Annotated in this window: 18 protein-coding genes and 1 riboswitch; of the genes, 6 read left to right on the top strand and 12 right to left on the bottom strand. The window is 61.7% G+C overall.

Annotation, left to right across the window (positions count from 1 at the left end; all coding sequences use genetic code 11):
* Nucleotides 1-25: 25 nt before the first annotated feature.
* From rhdA to ACTJKS_RS08390, 3 genes are all read left to right on the top strand, one after another.
* Complete coding sequence (gene rhdA / locus ACTJKS_RS08400) at nt 26-859, top strand: thiosulfate sulfurtransferase (RefSeq protein ID WP_047290968.1); 834 nt, start codon at nt 26-28, stop codon at nt 857-859.
* Entirely contained in the window at nt 859-1,719 is an 861-nt protein-coding gene (asd, locus tag ACTJKS_RS08395; protein ID WP_041065746.1) for an archaetidylserine decarboxylase, read from the top strand. The genes rhdA and asd overlap by 1 nt, the downstream gene beginning before the upstream one ends.
* Before the next feature lie 143 nt (nt 1,720-1,862).
* Nucleotides 1,863-3,617 (top strand): molecular chaperone, encoded by a 1,755-nt coding sequence (locus tag ACTJKS_RS08390; RefSeq protein ID WP_108181503.1) that lies wholly within the window; start codon nt 1,863-1,865, stop codon nt 3,615-3,617.
* Between the two features lie 91 nt (nt 3,618-3,708).
* On the opposite strand, the gene serB is transcribed toward ACTJKS_RS08390, so the two are convergent.
* Nucleotides 3,709-4,923, bottom strand: a complete 1,215-nt coding sequence (gene serB, locus ACTJKS_RS08385) for a phosphoserine phosphatase SerB (RefSeq protein ID WP_007967407.1) — start codon at nt 4,921-4,923, stop codon at nt 3,709-3,711.
* A gap of 134 nt (nt 4,924-5,057) precedes the next feature.
* Between serB and ACTJKS_RS08380 the strand changes: the two genes are divergently transcribed.
* Nucleotides 5,058-6,572: an AhpA/YtjB family protein gene (locus ACTJKS_RS08380; protein ID WP_041065751.1), complete on the top strand. Its 1,515-nt coding sequence runs from the start codon at nt 5,058-5,060 to the stop codon at nt 6,570-6,572.
* Nucleotides 6,573-6,765: 193 nt separating this feature from the next.
* On the opposite strand, the gene ACTJKS_RS08375 is transcribed toward ACTJKS_RS08380, so the two are convergent.
* From ACTJKS_RS08375 to ACTJKS_RS08335, 9 genes are all read right to left on the bottom strand, one after another.
* On the bottom strand, nt 6,766-7,476 hold the full coding sequence (locus ACTJKS_RS08375; protein ID WP_108181502.1) for a PqiC family protein: 711 nt from the start codon (nt 7,474-7,476) through the stop codon (nt 6,766-6,768).
* Between the two features lie 186 nt (nt 7,477-7,662).
* A complete protein-coding gene (parC, locus tag ACTJKS_RS08370; protein ID WP_003221074.1) occupies nt 7,663-9,927 on the bottom strand; it encodes a DNA topoisomerase IV subunit A in 2,265 nt (754 codons plus the stop codon).
* A 7-nt stretch (nt 9,928-9,934) separates the two neighbouring features.
* Nucleotides 9,935-10,459 carry a retropepsin-like aspartic protease family protein gene (locus tag ACTJKS_RS08365; protein ID WP_041065757.1) on the bottom strand — a complete coding sequence of 175 codons (525 nt, stop codon included), beginning with the start codon at nt 10,457-10,459 and terminating at the stop codon, nt 9,935-9,937.
* Nucleotides 10,456-11,445: an esterase-like activity of phytase family protein gene (locus tag ACTJKS_RS08360; protein WP_108181501.1), complete on the bottom strand. Its 990-nt coding sequence runs from the start codon at nt 11,443-11,445 to the stop codon at nt 10,456-10,458. Before ACTJKS_RS08360 ends, ACTJKS_RS08365 begins: the two co-directional genes overlap by 4 nt.
* Nucleotides 11,445-13,352, bottom strand: a complete 1,908-nt coding sequence (parE, locus tag ACTJKS_RS08355; protein ID WP_047290962.1) for a DNA topoisomerase IV subunit B — start codon at nt 13,350-13,352, stop codon at nt 11,445-11,447. Before parE ends, ACTJKS_RS08360 begins: the two co-directional genes overlap by 1 nt.
* A gap of 42 nt (nt 13,353-13,394) precedes the next feature.
* The gene (locus ACTJKS_RS08350) at nt 13,395-14,003 is read right to left on the bottom strand and encodes a YqiA/YcfP family alpha/beta fold hydrolase (RefSeq protein WP_047290961.1); all 609 of its coding nucleotides are present in this window, start codon (nt 14,001-14,003) and stop codon (nt 13,395-13,397) included.
* Nucleotides 14,004-14,141: 138 nt separating this feature from the next.
* Nucleotides 14,142-14,957, bottom strand: coding sequence for a 3',5'-cyclic-AMP phosphodiesterase (gene cpdA / locus ACTJKS_RS08345; RefSeq protein WP_108181500.1), 816 nt, complete (start codon nt 14,955-14,957; stop codon nt 14,142-14,144).
* 99 nt (nt 14,958-15,056) lie between these two features.
* Nucleotides 15,057-15,509 (bottom strand): DUF1249 domain-containing protein, encoded by a 453-nt coding sequence (locus ACTJKS_RS08340; RefSeq protein ID WP_007967395.1) that lies wholly within the window; start codon nt 15,507-15,509, stop codon nt 15,057-15,059.
* Complete coding sequence (locus ACTJKS_RS08335) at nt 15,500-16,117, bottom strand: NUDIX domain-containing protein (protein WP_041065772.1); 618 nt, start codon at nt 16,115-16,117, stop codon at nt 15,500-15,502. Before ACTJKS_RS08335 ends, ACTJKS_RS08340 begins: the two co-directional genes overlap by 10 nt.
* 230 nt (nt 16,118-16,347) lie before the next feature.
* Here ACTJKS_RS08335 and ACTJKS_RS08330 point away from each other — a divergent pair, with 230 nt between their 5' ends.
* Entirely contained in the window at nt 16,348-17,094 is a 747-nt protein-coding gene (locus tag ACTJKS_RS08330; RefSeq protein ID WP_041065775.1) for an RsiV family protein, read from the top strand.
* On the opposite strand, the gene cytX is transcribed toward ACTJKS_RS08330, so the two are convergent.
* Nucleotides 17,063-18,355, bottom strand: coding sequence for a putative hydroxymethylpyrimidine transporter CytX (gene cytX / locus ACTJKS_RS08325; protein ID WP_108181499.1), 1,293 nt, complete (start codon nt 18,353-18,355; stop codon nt 17,063-17,065). The two genes, ACTJKS_RS08330 and cytX, sit on opposite strands and share 32 nt — an antisense overlap.
* Before the next feature lie 201 nt (nt 18,356-18,556).
* On the bottom strand, nt 18,557-20,446 hold the full coding sequence (gene thiC, locus ACTJKS_RS08320; RefSeq protein ID WP_041065780.1) for a phosphomethylpyrimidine synthase ThiC: 1,890 nt from the start codon (nt 20,444-20,446) through the stop codon (nt 18,557-18,559).
* 146 nt (nt 20,447-20,592) lie between these two features.
* Nucleotides 20,593-20,698: riboswitch (TPP riboswitch) on the bottom strand.
* Nucleotides 20,699-20,903: 205 nt separating this feature from the next.
* Between thiC and ACTJKS_RS08315 the strand changes: the two genes are divergently transcribed.
* The gene (locus tag ACTJKS_RS08315; RefSeq protein WP_041065783.1) at nt 20,904-22,337 is read left to right on the top strand and encodes a TolC family outer membrane protein; all 1,434 of its coding nucleotides are present in this window, start codon (nt 20,904-20,906) and stop codon (nt 22,335-22,337) included.
* Nucleotides 22,338-22,450 lie beyond the last annotated feature (113 nt).

Genomic DNA, 22,450 nt, shown 5'->3' with positions numbered 1-22,450 from the left:
CCCCTTTGTGCTCTGGAGACCTCACATGTCTGACTTCTCTGGCTTGCCGCTCGTCATCGAGCCGAGCGACCTGCTCCCGCGTCTCGATTCCCCTGAACTGATTCTGGTGGATCTGACCAGCCCTGCCCGCTATGCCGAAGGTCATCTTCCCGGCGCACGCTTTGTCGACCCGAAACGCACCCAGCTCGGCCAGCCGCCGGCGCCGGGACTGCTGCCGGCCAAAGCCGATCTGGAGGCGTTGTTCGGTGAGCTGGGGCATCGCCAGGATGCGGTCTACGTGGTCTACGACGACGAGGGCGGCGGTTGGGCCGGACGTTTCATCTGGCTCCTGGATGTGATCGGTCACGACAAATACCACTATGTCGACGGCGGTCTGCCGGCGTGGCTGGAAGCGGGCATGCCGATGTCGATCCAGGTGCCGCCTGCGGTGGGCGGCCCGGTGGCGCTGACCCTGCACGAAGGGCCGACCGCCACTCGCGAATACCTGCAAAGCCGTCTCGGCGCCGCCGATCTGGCGATCTGGGATGCCCGTGGGCCACTGGAATATTCCGGCGAGAAGGTGCTGGCCGCCAAAGGCGGACACATCCCCGGCGCGGTGAACTTCGAGTGGACCGCCGGCATGGACAAGGCGCGTCAGCTGCGGATCCGCACGGACATGCCGCAGATCCTCGAAGACCTCGGGATCACCAAGGACAAAGAAATCATTACCCACTGCCAGACCCATCACCGGTCGGGCTTCACTTATCTGGTGGCCAAGTCCCTCGGTTATCCGCGGGTCAAGGGCTACGCCGGTTCCTGGGGCGAATGGGGCAACCACCCTGATACGCCTGTCGAGATTCAAGGTTCTAAGGACAACTAATGAAAGAGCGTCTGTTTATCCTCAGCCAGTACCTGCTGCCTCATCACCTGCTGTCGCGTCTGGCCGGCTGCATTGCCGAGTGCCGCGTGCGCTGGTTCAAGAATGCCTTCACCCAGTGGTTCGCCAAGCGTTATCAGGTGGACATGTCGCAAGCGCTGGTCGAAGACCTGACCGCCTACGAGCACTTCAACGCGTTCTTCACCCGTGCCCTGAAAGACGGCGCGCGTCCACTGGACCAGACCCCGGGCGCGATCCTCAGCCCGGCCGACGGTGCGGTCAGCCAGCTCGGCCCGATCGAACACGGTCGCGTGTTCCAGGCCAAGGGCCACAGTTTCAGCGTGCTGGAACTGCTCGGCGGTGATGCGGCGAATGCCGCACCGTTCATGGGCGGCGACTTCGCCACCATTTACCTGTCGCCGAAGGATTACCACCGCGTGCACATGCCGCTGGCCGGCACCCTGCGCGAAATGGTCTACATCCCGGGCCGGATTTTCTCGGTCAACCAGACCACTGCGGAAAACGTGCCGGAACTGTTCGCCCGCAACGAACGTGTGGCGTGCATTTTCGACACCGAGCGCGGACCGATGGCTGTGGTGCTGGTGGGCGCGATGATCGTCGCTTCGATTGAAACCGTATGGGCCGGTCTGGTGACCCCGCCGAAGCGCGAGCTGAAAACCTTCCGCTACGACGAAGCTGCCCGTGCGCCGATTCATCTGGAAAAAGGTGCTGAACTGGGACGCTTCAAGCTGGGTTCGACCGCGATCGTGCTGTTTGGCCCGGATCAGGTGAAATGGGCTGAAGAGTTGGTCGCCGGTTCGCCAGTACAAATGGGCCAGGCTCTGGCACTGCCAAACGCCTGATACATCGGCGCCCCCGTGTAGGAGCTGCCGCAGGCTGCGATCTTTTGACTTTGTTTTTAAAAACCAGGATCAAAAGATCGCAGCCTGCGGCAGCTCCTACCGGTTGAAGGCCGACATGCTCATTTGCTGCTATGGTTTTTGGCATGAGCCAGACCATTTCCCCCCCGCTGCTGAGCGCTCCGATTCCCACGCAGTCGCGCCTGTCGTTCTGCGAAGCCACCCCGCGCGACCTCAAGCGCTGGATCGCCGGCCTGCCCAAGGCGAACATCGGCGAAACCGCCCGCCAGTTGTACCAAGGCCTGGGCGAACTCAATCAATTGCTGACCCCTAGTGACAATCGCTTGCAACTGCTGGAGCTGCTGCGTCCTGAGGTGTATTTCGTCTGTCAGCATCTGGAACGGCACTTCCTGCATCAGGCGATCATGCTCGATGACCGTTCGCGCAAGATCAGCAACCTGTGTCAGGCACTGCAAAGTCAGTTGGCCATCGGTTACAAACAGATCGCGCTGCGCATCGTGCCCAAATACCACAAGGATCGTGCGGCGCTGGTCAGTCAGGCCCTGCAACGCGCTGCGCATGCGCTCAAGGGACAACTGCTGCGCGCCGCGCAGCTGTATAGCCCGGCGCCGGAGCAACTGTGGTTCGAGCTGCATCAGTTGTATCGCTGCGCCTGCGGCTTGCAACTGCAACAGCGTCGGGTGCACGACGACCTGGCGAGCCTGACCACCGAGCTGAGCCTGGAGCAGACCTACATCGCCGCGCTGCTGTTGGGCAGCGCTCGTTGCAACCAACTGCGGCAGAACCAGATCGCCCGACTGGCTGAGGTGCTGGAGCCGTGGAGCGCCCTGCTCAGACTGCATCCCGGCAGCCCGGACGACGGGCTGTTCGCCATCAGCGCCGATCTGGACACCGGCCCGCGCTACCGCAGCATGTTTCGCCAAGAACAACAGGGCACCCTGCTCGGCGTCAATCCGCAGCCGCTGGTGAATGTCATCGAAGCGCATTTACTGCATCAGGAAACATCGACGCCACTGCCCGTCCCGTCGGGACTGAGCCTCGACACCCTGCAGCATCTGCACGCCAGTTGGGGCCAGACCGCCGAGCGCAGTTTTCAGCGCACCCCCGGCCAGGGCAACCTGACCGTGTGCGTCGGCATGAGCGCCCTGCACTTCTACCTGGGAGGCGAACGCACTTTCAGTGAGTTGCTCAAGCATCCCGGCGCCCGCGCGGCGAACTTCAGCCGCGCGGTGGCCAAGGGCGAAAAAGACAGTTGGAGCCAGGCGTTCGACGCCGCCCCGCAAAACAGCGCTGAGGAATTTCTGCCGTACGAAGAGATTCAGTACGACCATATCGGCGAAGACGACAGCACAGCCGACCACACTCCGCACTACCCGACTTACACCTTGCCGGTGATCAACCATAGCCCCGGAGGTTATTGCCTGGGCTGGCCGAACGAAGTGCCCGCCGAGTTGCAGGCCGGGGAGATGGTCGGGATTCAGGACAGTTCGAATCAAGGCTGGAGCATTGCGGTGGTGCGCTGGATTCGTCAGGTACGCGGTGGCGGACCGCAAATGGGCCTTGAGCTGGTGGCGCCGCACGCCGAGCCCTGCGGTTTGCAACTGGTGCGTTCGCGGGACGATCACAGCCACTACTTGCGAGGCCTGCTGCTGCCCGAGATCAGTGCCATCGACTTGCCCGCGACCTTGCTGGCCCCGCGCCTGCCGTTTCAGGAAGGCAATAAAGTACTGATCAACACCCATGGCGAAGAACACCGCGCCGGGCTGGATCGACGGGTGGCGAGCACACACAGTTTCAATCAGTTTGCCTATCGCTCGCTGGAAGCCGCACGCAATGGCGGGGGCGAGGAGGATTTCGACTCGTTGTGGAAATCGCTTTGAAAGCAAAAGATCGCAGCCTGCGGCAACTCCTACAGGAAAACGCGTATTCCAGTGTAGGAGCTGCCGAAGGCTGCGATCTTTTGATCTTTAATTACAACTGCCCGTCGCGATCGCGAAAGCCCAGCAGATACAGCACACCATCCAGCCCCAGCGTGGAAATCGCCTGCTTCGCCGACTGCTTGACCAGCGGCTTGGCGCGGAATGCCACACCCAGACCGGCAATCGCCAGCATCGGCAGGTCATTCGCACCGTCGCCGACGGCGATGGTCTGCTCCAGACGCAAGCCTTCCTTGTGCGCCAGTTCCTTCAGCAGATCCGCCTTGCGCTGGGCATCGACAATCGGTTCGATCGCCACGCCGGTGCACTTGCCGTCGACCACTTCCAGTTCGTTGGCGAACACGTAGTCGATGCCAAGTTTGGCCTGCAACTGTTTGGCGAAGTACGTGAAGCCGCCGGACAGGATCGCGGTCTTGTAGCCCAGACGCTTGAGTTCGGCGAACAGGGTTTCGGCACCTTCAGTCAGGCGCAGCGAGGCGCCGATCGAATCCAGTACGCTGACATCCAGGCCTTTGAGCAACGCCAGGCGCTCCTTGAAGCTGGCGCGGAAGTCCAGTTCGCCCGCCATCGCCCGCTCGGTAATGGCCGAGACTTGCTCGCCGACACCGGCGGCCTTGGCCAGTTCGTCGATGACTTCGGCTTCGATCAGGGTCGAGTCCATGTCGAACACCGCCAGACGCCGGTTGCGCCGGAACAGCGAGTCTTCCTGAAAGGCGATGTCGACGTTCAGCTCCTGCGCGACGCTGAGGAATTCGGCACGCAGCGCCTGCGGATCAGCCGCTTCGCCACGCACAGAGAACTCGATGCAGCCCTTGCCCTTGTCCGCCGGCGTGTCCAGCGGCATGCGACCCGACAGACGGTCGATATGGTCGATATTCAAGCCATATTTGGCGGTGATCGAGCTGACCGCCTGCAATTGGCCGGCGGTCACTTTGCGGGTCAACAGGGTGACGATGTGGCGTTTCTTGCCCTGATTGCCCACCCATTGCTGGTAATCCTCTTCGGACACCGGGGTGAAACGCACCTGCTGGTCGAGCTCGTAGCCCTTGAACAGGATGTCCTTGAGCACGGCTTTGCCTTGCTCGGAGTCGGGAATCTCGACCAGGATGCCGAACGACAGGGTGTCGTGGATCACCGCCTGACCGATGTCGAGAATGTTCACACCACCTTGTGCCAGAACGCCAGTAATGGCCGCAGTCAGACCCGGACGGTCGACTCCCGTGATGTTAATCAGGACGATTTCGCGCAACGCGCACCCCCGCAACTGGAAAAAAACCGCATTCTACCCACTTTCAGTGACCATCGGGCACCGCGAGCGCTTTGCCGGTCTAGGGCCTGTCGCTATACTGCGCGTCAACTTCACGGACAAAAGAGCCGAGCTCAGTGAACCGGCCCACGCCAGTTAAAACCGATAACTTCTTCCTGCTGATCTTCCGTGCACTGCGTCATCGCCGTGTGCCGATTGCATTGCGCATTGCCAGCCATAACGTGATCCTGGTCGCTCTGGCCCTGGTGATCTATGCCGGGGTGATGGGCTTGCAGTTCAAGCAGGCCATGCACGAGCAGGCCGACGCGCTGGGCGAAAGCCTGACTACGCAGACCGCCACCTCCGCCACTGAACTGTTGGTGTCCAACGACATCCTCAGCCTCAACGTGCTGCTCAACAACCTGACCAAGAACAAGCTGGTGGCCCACGCGGCCATCTATAGCGTGGACAACCGCATCCTCGCCGAATCCGGTCAGCGCCCCAAGCACAGCCTGTTGGGCGAAGCCGAAGGCATGTACGAGAGCAAGATCACCTTCCAGGACGTGACCGCCGGGCAACTGCGCATCAGCCTGGACATGGATCAGTTCCAGCAGCCGATGACCATCAGTCTGCAGAGCATGGGCATTCTCAGTGCGATCCTGTTGGCGCTGTCGCTGGCCCTGAGTCTGCGCATGGGCCGCTATCTGTCGACGCCGCTGCTGCAATTGCGCGTCTGGCTGCGCAACATCGACGAATACACCCCGGGCACCGACCGTCAGGACGAGATCGGCGATCTGGCGCGTCAGCTGCACGCCAACTTCGCCCCAGAGCCTGCGCCCAAACCCGAGCCCGAGCCGGAACCCGAGTTCGAAGAAGAGGATGAGCCAGAGTTCGAAGTGCGCAACCTGCGTGACCCGAGCTTTGACGAAACCCGCCCGATGGCTGCGCAAAAACCTGCACCGCGCCACGTGGTCAGCACCGTTGAAGACGATGAAGACGACGACGCTTTTGCTGACCTGCGCGACGAATCGCTGGATGCAGCGCCGCAACCGATCACGCGCAAGGCCACGCCTAGCGTGCCCCAGCACAGCGCGGTACTGGCCGTGCAACTGGGCTCGCAGGAACAACTGCGGCGCCTGCCGCGTGCCCGTCTGGAAGAGTTGCTGGAGCGCTATCGCGATTGCCTCGATCAGGCCGCTTCGCTGTATCAGGGCGAGATCGAAACCCTGAACGACGGCAGCACGCTGATGCTGTTCCACACCGAAGACAGCGGTGACGACTACCTGACCAATGCGATCTGCTGCGGTGAATTGCTGCGGGCGCTGGGCCATCAATTGCAGATCGAAGTCGCCGACAGCGGCATCACCTTGCAATTGCAGCTGGGCCTGACCCTGGGTGAAGACCTGTTCGGTCTGAGCCAGATCGACTTGCTGCTGACCGACTCGGCCCAGGATGCCCTGGCCTTGTCGCAGCACAGCCGCAACCTGCTGCTGGTCGAGCGCAAGATCGGTGACGACGGGCTGATTCGCCAGCGTGCGCGGATCCGTCCGATCGCCAGCCCTGAGGGGGCTTGCTGTGTGGAGCGCTTGATGGAGCCTTATCCGTCGATGCTCGAGCGGCAACTGGCGCGGATGCATGAGCGCCGGGCGTAAGCTTCAGGCCTGATGCACAGAAGCCCGCAGACAAGTGATTGTCTGCGGGCTTTTTTGTTGCCTGTACCGGCCCTTTCGCNCCTGTGGGAGCGAGCTTGCTCGCGAAGAGGCCCGCACTGACGGCAAAGATCTCCAGCCCCCAGACACAACAAAGCCCGCACAAGGCGGGCTCTGGTTTGACGCTGATGCAGACTTAGAAGCGGAACACTTCCATATCGGTACGAATCGGCGAGGCCATCGGGATCTTTGGCTGTTTCTCGGCATCCGCTGCCGGCGCGGCCGGTTTTGGCGCCGCTTTGCGCGGTGCTTCGGCCACCGGCGGCTGGTTGGCCAATGGCTTGAGCGCCAGCGACAACTGCTCGGCCAGACGCTGCAGCAGAATCCCCTGTGCTTGCACCTGCGAAGCCGTGGTCCCGGCATGCAACTCTTGCAGATGAACGATGCGGTTATCGCGTACCTGCCCACGACGGTCGATCAGACGCCATTGCGCATCGAGGATCGCCGGTTGTTTCTGACCGGAATCCAGTCGCGTGATGGTCAGCAATACCTGCACATCCGGCGTGAAGCCCAACGTCGCTGGTGCCAGCACCACACGCTGACTGTCCAGATGACCCGCCACCTGTCGCATCAGCAATTGATCGATATCCGACGAAAGGCTGCCCGCCCAGCGACCATCGGTCGAGGCTTGCAGGCTGCCGTCGGGCTGACGCTGCAGCAGGGTTTCTCGTTGCAGGTAATCGGCCACGACGATCGGGCCCAACAAAACCGCCATGCCAGCGCTTTGCGCAGGCTGAACCGGACTTCCGCTGTCCAGTTGATACAGCGACACCGGCTGGTGAACGCTGCAGCCCGCCAGGCCCAAAACGCCAGCGAGCAGGAAAATAAGAGGGCGCAGAGCAGTCATCATCCCGTCCAGGTGGCCGCCACAAGGCTGACCACAGTGAAAATACTCAATAAATATGAAGAACGCTCGGCCACGCCGGCGCTTGGAAAGGCCATATCATCCGTGAATATGCGTTCCGACTCCAGCGCCAAAGCGTCGATCTACGCGTTAAATCGTAGTTCGACGCCTCTAGAGGGGCGTTTTCGCCTAATTGAGGTTTTCGACGAGCAGCGCATCCACCCGCTGAAAGCCCCTCGGGAGTTTATTCCCGCGACGTCCACGCTCACCTTTATAGTGTTCGAGATCGTCGGCCTTCAGCGACAGGGTCCGTTTTCCGGCCTGCAGCACCAAGGTAGCGCCTTCCGGAAGTACGGCGATGTCCGTGACGTATTCTTCGCGACTGGCCACACGCTCACCGGAAATACCGATGATCTTGTTGCCTTTGCCCTTCCCTAATTGTGGCAGATCGCTGATTTTGAAGATCAGCAGGCGACCTTCGGTCGTGACCGAGGCCAGCCAGTTCTGCTCACGATCGGCCACTGGGCGCGGCGCGATGACTTTGGCGTTGTTCGGCAGGCTCAACAGGGCTTTACCGGCCTTGTTTTTGGCTTGCAGGTCTTCACCCTTGACCACGAAACCGTAACCGGCATCGGAGGCGATCACGTACAACGCATCGTCTTCGGGCATCAGCACGCATTCGAACGTGGCGCCGGGCGGCGGAGTCAGACGACCGGTCAACGGCTCCCCCTGGCCTCGAGCCGACGGCAAGGTGTGCGCGGCCACCGAATAACTGCGACCGGTAGAATCGATAAACACCGCAAACTGGTTGGAGCGCCCCGCCGCCGAGGTCTTGAAACCATCGCCAGCCTTGTACGACAGGCCGGTGGCGTCGATATCGTGGCCCTTGGCCGAGCGGATCCAGCCCTTCTCGGACAGCACGACGGTGACCTTCTCGTTCGGCAGCAGATCGTGCTCGGTCAGCGCCTTGGCTTCGGCACGCTCGACGATCGGCGAACGACGATCATCACCGTAGGTTTCAGCGTCTTTCAGCAGCTCGGTACGCACCAGCTTCTTCAGCTTGGCTTCGCTGCCCAGCAAGGCTTGCAGCTTGGCCTGCTCCTTGAGCAGTTCGTCCTGCTCGTCGCGCAGCTTCATCTCTTCCAGGCGCGCCAACTGCCGCAACCGGGTGTCGAGGATGTAGTCGGCCTGGATTTCGCTGAGGGCGAAGCGCTCGATCAGCTTGGCTTTCGGATGCTCCTCGGTGCGGATGATGTGGATCACTTCGTCCAGATTGAGGTAAGCGATCAACAAACCGTCCAACAGGTGCAGGCGGCGCTCGACCTTGTCGAGGCGGAATTGCAGGCGACGACGCACGGTCAGTACGCGGAATTCCAGCCATTCGACCAGCAATGCCCGCAGGTTCTTCAGCTGCGGCTTGCCATCCAGACCGATGATGTTGACGTTGACCCGGTAGGTCGATTCCAGCTCGGTACTGGCGAACAGGTGCTGCATCAGCGCTTCGTGATCGACGCGGCTGTTGACCGGAATGATCACGATGCGGCACGGATTTTCGTGGTCGGATTCGTCACGCAGGTCGGCGATCTGTGGCGCTTTCGATGGCTTGGCCTGCATCAGCGCGGCGATCTGTTCCAGCACCTTGGCCCCGGAGACCTGATGCGGCAGCGCGGTGACGATGATGTCGCCGTCCTCGACGTGGTACACGGCGCGCATGCGCACCGAGCCCTTGCCGGTTTCGTACATTTTCAGCAGGTCGGCACGCGGGGTGATGATTTCCGCTTCGGTCGGATAGTCCGGGCCTTGAATGTGTTCGCAGAGCTGTTCGACCGTGGCTTTCGGCTCATCGAGCAGGCGCACGCAAGCGGTAGCGACTTCGCGCAGGTTGTGCGGCGGTACGTCGGTGGCCATGCCGACAGCAATGCCGGTGGTGCCGTTGAGCAGGATGTTCGGCAAACGTGCCGGCAGAACCAAGGGTTCCTGCAAGGTGCCGTCGAAGTTCGGCCCCCAGTCGGCCGTGCCCTGGCCCAACTCGCTGAGCAGCACTTCGGAATAGCGCGACAGGCGCGCTTCGGTATAACGCATGGCGGCGAAGGACTTCGGATCGTCCGGCGCACCCCAGTTACCCTGACCGTCAACCAGCGTGTAGCGATAGCTGAACGGCTGAGCCATCAGCACCATCGCTTCGTAGCACGCCGAGTCGCCGTGCGGGTGGAACTTGCCGAGCACGTCACCGACGGTACGCGCCGATTTCTTGTGCTTGGAATCGGCGTCCAGCCCCAGCTCGCTCATGGCGTAGACGATACGCCGCTGTACCGGTTTCAGACCGTCGCCGATATGCGGCAGGGCACGGTCCATGATCACGTACATGGAGTAGTTGAGGTAGGCATTTTCGGTGAAGTCAGCCAGCGAGCGGCGTTCTACACCGTCCAGGCTGAGATCAAGGGAGTCGCTCATGCGGGCCTCATCGGTTCGTTGTCTGGCGCAGCAGCATGGTGCCACCGCGCTGGGTGAATTCAAGTTTGTTCAGAGCGCTCATGCCGAGCAGCACCTGATCGCCATGCAGCCCCGGCGCCACCAGTGCGCGGACGTCCCGCAGCACGATGTCGCCCAGTTGCAGGCGCTCGATCTTTGTCCGGTAGCCCTGGCTCAGGCCGTTGGCCGTGCTCAGGGTCACACCGAAACCTTCTTCCAGTTTCAAGCGTTTGGCCAGATCCGCCGGGATCGCCACATCGGTCGCGCCGGTGTCGAGCATGAACTCCACCGGCTCACCGTTGATCTGGCCACTGGCGACGAAATGCCCTTGGGCATTGCCCGCCAGTTTTACTTCGACCACGCCGTCATGCTGCTCGGACGTGACCACCACGTTCGGATTCTGCTGACGTTCTTCCCACTGGCCGAAAAACCGTGTGGCCAGAAACAGTCCCGCGCACCAGGCCAGAATCATCAACACCCGGCCGGCGCGTTTGCCCGGCGGTTGCTGACTCACGGTTTGGCGCTCCAGCCACCTTCAGGCGCGGCGAAGCGCCAGACGATCGGCCGAACCTCACCGTCAGCCCGCGGGCCGAAATTATTGTCGACGCCGACCCACGCCCCCTCCGCATCAACGATCAGCGCCTCTTCCAACCCGAAGTTCTGCGAATAACGGCGGTTGGCCTGCAACAGTTCAGCAGCGTACGACCAGCAACGCTCGACCTTGGCGGTCTGCGCATCACGCCGACAAATCTGGAAGGCGTTGCGTTCAAGGGTAAACAATTTGCCGTTGAACAACGAAAGGTCGGAAAAGTCGCGGTCGACCGCTTTGGCGTGCGGGAACTGCGGCGGCTGCATCTCCTTGCCGCCCTCGCTGAGCAGCACGCAACGACCGTCGCAATCCCACACGGTCTGCTGACGCTTGATCAACAGCAAGCCACGGTTTTGCCGTTCCCCGGCCAGCCACATCTGATCGCCCGCCGGGTTGATCGCCAGACCTTCGAAGATCGCATTGAAATGCAGGAGCATGCCACTGGCCCGCGCTTCGCGAACCATCATCGGCGAAATCTTCAGCCAGTTGACCGGGCCGCTGACGGGCACTTGCAGGACCGCCGCGTGCCCCTCGCTGACAATGTAGCGATTGCCAGTGCTGTCGCAACTGATGCCTTCGAAATCCAGGTCGCCACCGCGCACGAACGACGCGGCCCAATTGCGCGAGCGCAACCCCCACGGCAAACCGGTCTCCGGCACCGGCGGCACGTCGATGTGCAAGGCTTCGGCCTGCCAGGCCTGATCGGCGGCATTGAGTCGATAGATCTGATCGTCATCACGGTCCGACACCGCCCACAACTCGCTGCCACACATGGCCAGCCCCGACAGGTTGCCGCCGCGCATGCCGTCGACCGGGTGTTCGGAGAGCACGCGCAGCTCCTGCAGCGGTTCGGCCGACACGCTCGTCGCACTCAGCAGCACGGCACCCGCCAAGGCCCAGCCAAACCGCATCAGGCCAGCACCTCGGCGAGGTTGCCCTTGGACTCGAGCCAGGTCTTGCGGTCACCGGCGCGTTTCTTCGCCAGCAGCATGTCCATCATTTCCGAGGTTTGGGCAAAATCGTCGCCCAGTGTCAGCTGCACCAGACGCCGGGTGTTCGGGTCCATGGTGGTTTCGCGCAGCTGCGGCGGGTTCATTTCACCCAGGCCTTTGAATCGGGTGACCTGTGGCTTGCCGCGTTTCTTCTCGGCCACCAGACGGTCGAGAATCCCGTCGCGCTCGGCTTCGTCGAGGGCGTAGTAGATCTCTTTGCCGAGGTCGATGCGGTACAGCGGCGGCATCGCCACGTAGACGTGCCCGGCATCCACCAGCGGGCGGAAATGCTGGACAAACAGCGCACACAGCAGCGTGGCGATGTGCAGACCGTCGGAGTCGGCGTCGGCGAGGATGCAGATCTTGCCGTAGCGCAGCTGGCTCATGTCCGTGGCGCCCGGATCGACACCGATGGCCACGGCAATGTTGTGCACTTCCTGGCTCGCCAGCACTTCGCTGCCGTCGACTTCCCAGGTGTTGAGGATCTTGCCGCGCAACGGCAGGATCGCCTGGAACTCCTTGTCCCGCGCTTGCTTGGCGGAACCACCGGCGGAATCACCTTCGACCAGGAACAGCTCGGAGCGCATCGGATCCTGCCCGGCACAGTCAGCCAGTTTGCCCGGCAGCGCAGGGCCCTGGGTGACGCGCTTGCGCTCGACTTTCTTGCTCGCCTTGAGGCGGCGACCGGCGTTGTTGATCGCCAGTTCGGCCAGCGCCAGACCGGTTTCCGGATTGGCGTTGAGCCACAGGCTGAAAGCGTCCTTGACCACGCCGGAAACGAACGCCGCCGCTTCACGGGACGACAGACGCTCTTTGGTCTGGCCGGAGAATTGCGGTTCCTGCATCTTCATCGACAGCACGAAAGCGATGCGTTCCCAGACGTCTTCCGGCGCCAGCTTCACGCCGCGTGGCAGCAGGCTGCGGAATTCGCAGAACTCGCGCATCGCGTCGAGCAGGCCCTGACGCAAACCGTTGACGTGAGTGCCGCCCTGCGCCGTCGGGATCAGGTTGACGTAGCTTTCCTGCACCGCGTCGCCACCTTCCGGCAGCCACAGCAGCGCCCAGTCCACCGCTTCTTTATTACCGGCCAGGCTGCCGCAGAACGGCTCGTCCGGCAGGCGTTCGAATTCGCTGACCGCGTCCACCAGATAGGAGCGCAGGCCGTCTTCGTAATGCCACTCGACTTTCTCGCCGGTGCCTTTGTCTTCGAAGCTGACCAGCAGCCCCGGGCAAAGCACAGCCTTGGCCTTGAGCACGTGCTTGAGGCGGCTGATGGAGAATTTCGGTGAATCGAAATATTTCGGATCCGGCGCGAAGTACACGCTGGTGCCGGTGTTGCGTTTGCCGACGGTACCGACGATTTCCAGTTCGGTGGCCTTGAAGCCATCCTTGAAAGTCATCTGGTATTCGTTGCCGTCACGCTTCACCCGTACCCGGACTTCGGACGACAAGGCGTTGACCACGGAAATACCCACCCCGTGCAGACCGCCGGAGAACTGGTAGTTCTTGTTGGAAAACTTGCCGCCCGCATGCAGCTTGGTGAGGATCAGCTCGACACCCGACACACCCTCTTCCGGGTGAATGTCGACCGGCATGCCGCGTCCGTCGTCACTGACTTCCAGCGAGTGGTCGGCGTGCAGAATCACCTGCACCGATTTGGCGTGGCCGGCCAGGGCTTCGTCGACACTGTTGTCGATGACTTCCTGGGCGAGGTGGTTCGGCCGACTGGTGTCGGTGTACATGCCGGGGCGTTTGCGCACCGGGTCGAGGCCCGAGAGGACTTCGATGGCGTCGGCGTTATAAGAGCTAGCGCTGGGAGTGGCCATAGGGTCTCGTCGTCAGTGATTCAATGAAAAAGGGGCAAGACGTCACAGTGCGGTGAAATCAATTGCCTGGTACAAATCGGCGCCAATGCCGGCAAAACTCAGCAACGCCGGCAATTGTCCGGCAAACCCTTGGAAACCATGGTCGCCGCCGGCCTGAATGCGCAAGGCGCAGGCCCGGTAATACTGCTGGGCGAGGCGATAATCCAGTGTTTCATCGCCGGTCTGCAACCACACCTGATAGCGCTGCGCATCCACGGGTGCCGGCACTTCCAGCTCGGCCAGGGCCGTCACATGGTCATGGGTCAGTTCCCAGGTCTCATCGGTATACAGGTTTTTCTGCGTGCCCAGGTAGCCATCGAACATCCGGTGCGGGCTGACCGCCGGGTTGACCAGCAGGGCTTTCAAGCCGTGGCGCTCAGCCAAGTGAGTCGCATAGTAGCCGCCGAGTGAGCTTCCCACCAGCAACGGCCGGCCCAGCTCGGCAATCGCCTGCTGCAACTGACCGATGGCTTCACGCGGGTGGTGATGCAGCGCCGGGACACGCAATTGCTCGCTCAAACCCAGCCGTTCCATCACCTCGACCAGCTGACAGGCCTTTTTCGAGGCCGGCGCGCTGTTGAAACCGTGGATATAGAGGATCGAACCGGACATTTGAGCTCCCTGAGTGTCGGCGAAAGATAGCGGAGTTTACAGGGAGTCAGGGAAGTCGTGGGTGTTTGTAAGGACACCTTCGCGAGCAGGCTCGCTCCCACATTGGATCTGTNGCTCGCGAAAGCCGCGCCGTGGTCTTCAGTAACCGTTGGAACCGTAATCGACGGTGAATTCGAAGTCAGTCACGCGCTCGACACCGGTTTCCAGCCGCCCGTCCGGCAACAGCCGCAACCAGCGATACCCCGGGGCCTGTTCGCCGACCTTGAAGTCGTGACTGCCCGGTTCGAACTGGATGCAGGTCGACGGTGAGGCCATCAGCCGCACGCCGTTGCGTTCGCGGTCGATTTCCTGATGTACATGCCCCCACAGCACCGCGCGCGCCTGTGGAAAACGATCGAGCACGTCGAAGAATGCTTCGGGATTGCGCAAACCGATCGGGTCCGCCCAGGCACAACCCACCGGCACCGGATGATGATGGAAACACACCAGATGATGGCGCTCCGGCGCTTCGCTCAACGAACGGGCCAGCAACTGCAACTGATCATCCTGCAGATAACCCGGCACCGAGCCCGGCACCGCCGAATCGAGCAAGGTCACGCGCCAGTTACCGACATCGACCACCGATTCCAGCAACGCACTTTGCACCGCGGCCTGAGCCATGATTTGCGGTTCATCGTGATTGCCGGGAATCCAGCGCGCCGGCGCATCGATCTGCGCGGTCATCTGGCGAAACAGTTGATACGACTCAAGTGTTCCGTCCTGTGACAAATCACCCGTGGCCAGCATCAGGTCAATCCGCGGCTGCTGCCTGAGCACCAGTTCAATGACCTTTTGCAGACTCTCGCGGGTGTTCATGCCCAGCAGCGTGCCGTCCGCCTCGGCGAACAGGTGACTGTCGGATAACTGCACCAGCAACGCCGGATCGGCGGTGGTCAATGTGGATACGCTCGGCAAGGCGTTCTCCCAGGGCAAGAGCACGGAATCGGTTGAGTGCCGCAATTATGCTGGGGGATGGCGCAAAGGGGAAACCGGCGAACCGGACGCAGTTCACAACTAGCGTACGACTTCGTACTCGTGCCCCAGGGCCAGGCAATGGCTCAGCCATTCCCCCAGGAACAGATTGAGCTGGGCCTTTTCATCCGGCTGATGCATCGCGGCGTTCGGGTAAGGATAGATGCCACGAAAGCGTCGTGCATGTTCGGCGCTGATCACCTCGGCCATGCGCGCATCGTGATAGACCTGCACCTCCAGTTGCGGCACCGGCAACCACGGCAGACTGTGCTCCTGGCGCACCTGCAAAGTGGTGGTGTACGGGCAGGTCTGCAGCACTTCGAGGGCCAGCACGCCGAGCATCTGCTCGCCCTGAGTCACGGCGATGCGCCGCGCTTCGGGGTCGTTGCGCATGTCCGGCACCAGTCGCATCAGGCGCGCGTAGTTGGCCTCGCAGGCGGCTTGCAGCCCCGCAAGGTCAACTCGATAACGATCGCGCAGCTTGTTTACGACCATAACCCCCTCACTTCGGCGCGGTTCAGCGCCAGCCATTGCAAGGCGATGATGCTCGCCGCATTGGCAATGCGTCCGTCACGGACGGCCTGCAAGGCATCTTCAAAGGCCCAGACCGTAACGCGGATATCTTCTGCTTCTTCCTCCAGCCCGTGCAGGCCGCCTACGCCGTCGGTGCTGCAGTGCCCCAGGTACAAATGCACGAATTCGTTGCTGCCGCCCGGCGACGGAAAATATTTGGTCATCGGCCACAGGGCCTTGATGTCCAGTCCAGCTTCCTCCTGTGCCTCGCGGTGAGCAACTTCTTCCGGCACTTCAACTTTGTCGATCAGACCGGCGACCAGCTCAACCAGCCACGGGTTGTCGGTCTTGCCCATGGCCCCGACGCGAAACTGCTCGAGCAGCACCACTTCGTCACGCTGCGGATCGTACGGCAGCAGGCACACGGCATCGTGGCGCACGAAGACTTCGCGGTTGATCTCGCGGCTCATGCCGCCGGCGAACAGCTCATGGCGCAGGTGCAAACGGTCGAGCTTGTAGAAGCCCTCGTAGCAGCGCTCGCGCTTTACGACGTCGACGTTGGCCGGAGTGGCGTTGGCAAAATCTGTCATGAGCATCCTCTCTTACTGCAAATCCCGATACGAGGTGCCTTGTGGTGACCGGCAACCTCGACTTCGCGCCATCCTAACGCGCCGGTGATGATTGATGCAGCCCCTTTACCGTCAGCGGGATGGACGGTGGCGGCGAAACCCACTCTAATTAGCTTAGTGGCGAACTGACTGCCTCGGCGAGAGTCGAAGCGGATAACTTTTTGCCTTCCCCTGTTTCAGAAAGGACGCCCATGTCGCTTTTCAAAATTGCCTCCGTGGCCGCCATCGCCCTGACCCTGGGTGCCTGCGCCAACCTGTTCCAGCCCAACTACCGCACGCCGCTGGAAACCACCCGCGACGCCTCGGAAACCCTGAAACCCGGCTGTTCCAACCCCGATTGTCCGCTGGTGAATATCGATACCGTGCACTTCGCGGCCGAGCCTGCACTGGACGGCATTATCGAAAAGCGCCTGCTGCAAATGACCCGCACCGAGCAGAACGCAGCGGTCGCGCCAACCCTGGCGGCCTATCGTGATCAATTCCTGCGCACCGCCGGCCCGCGCAACAGCAGCTATCTGCAGGCCAAGGTACGCGAGCAGCATGACGGCTTGGTGATCATCGAACTGTCGAGCTACCTCGACACCGGCGGCGCCCATGGCACCCCGGGGCGCGGCTTCATCAACTACTCGCGTCAGCAGCACAAGGTGCTGAACCTGTCGGACATGTTGCTGCCGGGTCAGGAAGACGCGTTCTGGAAGGCTGCGCAGGTGGCGCACAACAGCTGGCTGATCAGCACCAAGCTCGATCAGGAAGCGGATTTCGTGAAGAGCTGGCCGTTCGTGAAAACCCCGAACGTGGCGCTGACCTACGGTGGCGTGATCCTCAAGTACGACGTGAGCACCATCGCGCCTTACGCACTGGGCCACGTCGAACTGAAGATTCCTTACCCGCGTCTGAACGGCATCCTCAAACCCGAGCTGTTTCCCGGCCGTAACTGAAAGCCCGGCCCAGCACCAGTTGCAACAGCCCTGCCAGCACCAGTGCCGGCAGGGTCGCGCCGACATCCGGATACAGATTCGCCAGCAAGTGGTAGGTGCTGATCCCGCCCAGCCACGCCAACAGCGCCGGCCAGCGCAATGCGGCTGACGCCACGTGGGCGCTGCGCTTACGCAGGATGAAGTGATCCACCAGCACTACGCCGAACAGCGGCGCGAACACCGAGCCGATCAGCAACAGGAAGTTCTGGTACTGCGCCAAGGGCGCCAGCAGTGCAATCAGAGTGCAGATCACGCCGATGGCCAAGGCCAGATGCTCGACCTTCAAACGCAACAGAATCCCGCTGGAAACCGCTGCCGAATGAATGTCGGCGAAAGCGTTTTCCGACTCATCCAGCAGAATCAGCAACAGCGGAATGCCCAGACCGGCCCCGGCCAGTGCCAGCAGCAACGCATTGACCTCACCGCTTGGCGCAAACGCCAGGGTGTAGGCCACGCCGAGGCTCATCAACCAGAAGTTGCCGACGAAGAAACCGATCGCCGTGCCGCCGAATACGTTTTTCGCGCGCTTGCCGAAACGCGAGTAATCGGCGATCAGCGGCAGCCACGACAGCGGCATCGCGATGGCAATATCGAAGCCCACGGCAAACGGCATCGAACCGTCCCCGGCACGCGCCCAGAGTGCCGCCAGATCCGCCTTGGCGAACAGATTCCAGGTCAGCCAGATGCACGCCGCCAGGATCAGCCAGATACCCCATTTGCGCAGGATCTTGCGCACGAACGTCAGCGGCCCGCTGACTGCGAGCAAGGTCGCCAGCGCACCGAAGCACAACGTCCAGAGCATCGGGCTGGCCCACAGCGAACCTTCGCTGAACGCGCGAGTGCCGAGCAGGCTGGCGGCATCGCGCATGACGATGATTTCGAACGAACCCCAACCGATCAGTTGCAGCAGATTGAGCAGTGCCGGCAGGCTCGCGCCTTTGCTGCCGAGGCTCAGTTTCAGCGCGGCCATCGACGACAGACCGGTGTCGCTGCCGATCACGCCGACGGCGGCCAGCAGCAACACGCCAACCAGGGTGCCGAGGAAGATCGCCAGCAGCGAGCCGGAGAGGCCCAGACCGGGCGCGAGCAACGCGCCGGTCTGCAACACCATCAGGCCGATGCCGAGGGAGAACCACAGGGAAAACAGATCGCGACCGCCAAATACTCGCTTGTCGGCGGATACGGCGAGGTCGGGGGAATAAGTGCCGGGTTGAATGCTCAAGGGTGTTATCTCAGAGGGACATTTGTTGTTGTGTGTGATCAAGCTGGCCCACTTGTGGCGAGGGGATTCATCCCCGATGGGCTGCGAAGCAGCCCCAAAACCTGAGAATGCGGTACATCTGAAGGACCCGGTTCTCAAAATTGCGACTGCTGCGCAGTCGATCGGGGATAAATCCCCTCACCACAAAAGATCAGTCAGGGATCAGACTTTTTTATACAGCTGACTGCCTTCCTTCTTGAACCGCTCGGCCTGTTCCGCCAGGCCCTGGGCGACGTCCACGTCGACCGCGTCGATCCGCTGGTTGGCTGCGTATTCGCGGACTTCCTGAGTGATCTTCATCGAGCAGAACTTCGGCCCGCACATCGAACAGAAATGCGCGACCTTGGCCGAGTCCTTCGGCAGGGTTTCGTCGTGATACGAACGCGCGGTGTCCGGGTCCAGACCGAGGTTGAACTGGTCTTCCCAACGGAATTCGAAACGCGCCTTGCTCAAGGCGTTGTCACGAATCTGCGCGCCCGGGTGTCCTTTGGCCAAGTCCGCTGCGTGGGCGGCGATCTTGTAGGTGATGATCCCGGTCTTCACGTCATCCTTGTTCGGCAGGCCCAAGTGCTCCTTCGGTGTCACGTAGCAGAGCATCGCGCAACCGAACCAGCCGATCATTGCCGCACCGATACCCGAGGTGATGTGGTCGTAACCCGGGGCGATGTCGGTGGTCAGCGGGCCGAGGGTGTAGAACGGCGCCTCGTCGCAGCACTCCAGCTGCTTGTCCATGTTTTCTTTGATCAACTGCATCGGCACGTGGCCCGGGCCTTCGATCATGCACTGCACGTCATGTTTCCAGGCGATCTTGGTCAACTCGCCGAGGGTTTCCAGTTCGCCGAATTGCGCTTCGTCGTTGGCGTCGGCAATCGAGCCCGGACGCAGGCCATCGCCCAGCGAGAAGCTGACGTCGTAGGCCTTCATGATTTCGCAGATTTCGTCGAAGTGGGTGTAGAGGAAGTTCTCTTTGTGGTGCGCCAGGCACCACTTGGCCATGATCGAACCACCACGGGACACGATGCCGGTCACGCGTTTGGCGGTCAGCGGCACGTAGCGCAACAGCACGCCGGCGTGGATGGTGAAGTAGTCGACGCCCTGCTCGGCCTGCTCGATCAGCGTGTCGCGGAACAGCTCCCAGGTCAGGTCTTCAGCGACGCCGTTGACCTTCTCCAGCGCCTGATAGATCGGCACGGTACCGATCGGCACCGGCGAGTTGCGGATGATCCACTCGCGGGTTTCGTGAATGTGTTTGCCGGTGGACAGGTCCATCACGGTGTCCGAGCCCCAGCGAATGCCCCAGGTCAGTTTCGCCACTTCTTCTTCGATGGACGAACCCAGGGCGCTGTTGCCGATGTTGCCGTTGATCTTCACCAGGAAGTTGCGGCCGATGATCATCGGTTCCAGTTCGACGTGGTTGATGTTGGCCGGAATGATCGCGCGACCACGGGCGATCTCTTCGCGGACGAACTCAGGGGTGATTTCTTTCGGGATGCTCGCGCCGAAGCTGTGGCCGGCGTGTTGCTGAGTCAACAGGCCGGCGGCGCGGGCCTCTTGCAGCTTCATGTTTTCGCGGATGGCGACGTATTCCATCTCGGCGGTGATGATGCCTTTGCGCGCGTAGTGCATCTGGCTGACGTTGGCCCCGGCCTTGGCGCGGCGCGGGTTGTTGACGTGGGCAAAACGCAGTTTGGTCAGCTCCGGGTCGGCCAGGCGCTCCTGACCGAAGTTGGAGCTCAGGCCTGGCAGACGCTCGGTGTCGCCACGGTCATCGATCCACGCCGAACGCACGTCGCCCAGACCTTTGCGCACGTCGATCACCACGTTCGGATCGGTGTACGGGCCGGAGGTGTCGTAGACGGTGACCGGCGCGTTGATTTCGCCACCGAAATCGGTCGGCGTCACATCGAGGGTGATTTCGCGCATCGGCACGCGGATGTCCGGGCGCGAGCCCTGAACGTAGACTTTTTGCGAACGGGTGAACGGCTGAACCGACTGCTCATCGACCTTGGCCGAGTCACTCAGGTTGATCGCGTTTTTAGATTTTGTAGTCATCACGGGCTCTCCAGACAGCATCCAGGCAGTGGATTGTCGGAGCAGAACCTGAAAGGCACGGACGCACCAGGAAAGGTGCTGTGCATCGTCGTCGAGCGTTCGATTGTCGAACAATTTCCCGGACGAAGCACAAGAGGACTCGCCGGGTGACGAGAAATCTTGTTCCCTACGCAGGCGCTAACCTGATCAGGTTCAACGGGATCCGAAATTATTCGATCTCAGCCTCATAGCAAGGCACCCCGACAAGAACCCGGCCAGTCTAGACACAACCGGCAAAGAACGCCAACACCGCGGCAAACACCATGATGAATGGCGCAATTACCGGGACTTGCAGGATTGTTGCCGCACGATTGCGCAACTACACTCGCTGTGCCCTGCGCGCCTTGACGCTGCCGGGGCCGCGCCGTAGCCTTGGCGCGCACATTATTTTCGTAATATTTTTGCTAGGGATCGCCTCATGCTGCGCAAACTTTCACTGGCTCTTGCCGTGTCTTGTGCGTCCAACGCAATGGCCTGGGCAGCAGAAGCGCCCTTGTCGACCAAGACCGATCTGGTCAGCGTCTATCAGGAAGCCGTCGACAACAACGCCGATCTGGCTGCCGCCCGCGCCCAGTACGGCGCGCAGAAAGAAGTGGTGCCACAGGCCCGTGCCGGCTTGCTGCCGAACCTGTCCGGCGGCGCCGAAGTGGCGGATGTGCGCACCTCGATCGACCAGCCTTCAGCCATTGCCAATCGCAGCGCGCACTCCTATCAGGCGACCCTGGCCCAACCCTTGTTCCGTGCCGACCGCTGGTTCCAGTACCAGGCCGCCAAGGACGTCAACGAACAGGCCGCCTTGCAACTCTCGGCCAGCGAACAGAACCTGATCCTGCAATCAGCCGAAAGCTACTTCAACGTGCTGCGCAGTCAGGACAACCTGGCTTCGACCAAGGCAGAAGAAGCCGCGTTCAAGCGTCAGCTCGACCAGTCCAACGAGCGCTTCGATGTCGGCCTGTCAGACAAGACCGACGTCCTGCAATCACAAGCCAGCTACGACACCGCGCGTGCCAACCGGATCGTTGCCCAGCGTCAGGTCGACGATGCCTTCGAAGCGCTGATCACCCTGACTAACCGTCAGTACAACTCGATTCAGGGCATCGTCCATACGTTGCCGATCCTGCCGCCGACACCCAACGACGCCAAGGCCTGGGTCGACACCGCCGCCAAACAGAACCTCAATCTGCTGGCGAGCAACTTTGCGGTCAGCTCCGCCGAACAGACCCTCAAGCAGCGCAAGGCCGGCCACTTGCCGACCCTCGACGCCGTGGCCAAATACGAAAAGGGTGACAACGACGCCCTCGGCTTCGCCAACCCTAACGCCTTCGGCACGCCGTACGGTGGCAACGTCGATCAACGCACGCTGGCGTTGCAACTGAACATTCCGATCTACAGCGGCGGGCTGACCAGTTCGCAAGTGCGCCAGTCCTATGCGCAACTGGATCAGAGCGAACAGCAGCGCGAAGCCCTGCGCCGGCAGATCGTCGAAAACACCCGCAACCTGCACCGCGCGGTGAACACCGATGTCGAGCAGGTACAGGCGCGGCGCCAGTCGATCATTTCCAACCAGAGCGCGGTGGAGGCCACGGAAATCGGTTATCAGGTGGGGACGCGCAACATCGTCGACGTGCTCGATGCTCAGCGCCAGCTGTACACCTCGGTGCGCAACTACAACAACACCCGTTACGACTACATCCTCGACAACCTGCGCTTGAAGCAGGCGGCGGGGACGTTGAATCCGGGTGATCTGGAAGACCTGCGACGTTATTTGAAGGCCGACTACAACCCGGACAAGGACTTCCTCCCGCCGGATCTGGCCAAAGCCGCCGAAGCACAGCTCAAGGCACGGCCGTAAACAATCTGAATAAATCCCCTGTGGCGAGGGGATTTATCCCCGATTCGACTGCGCAGCAGTCGTAAACCCGGCTTACCCGATCTGACTGAATCACCGAGGTGAATGGTTTGGGG

This window comes from Pseudomonas sp. 22189, from assembly GCF_052045635.1.
In the GTDB taxonomy this organism is placed as follows: domain Bacteria; phylum Pseudomonadota; class Gammaproteobacteria; order Pseudomonadales; family Pseudomonadaceae; genus Aquipseudomonas; species Aquipseudomonas parakoreensis.
The sequence above is the reverse complement of the archived record's forward strand: the minus strand, read 5'-3'. Positions and strand labels throughout refer to the sequence as shown.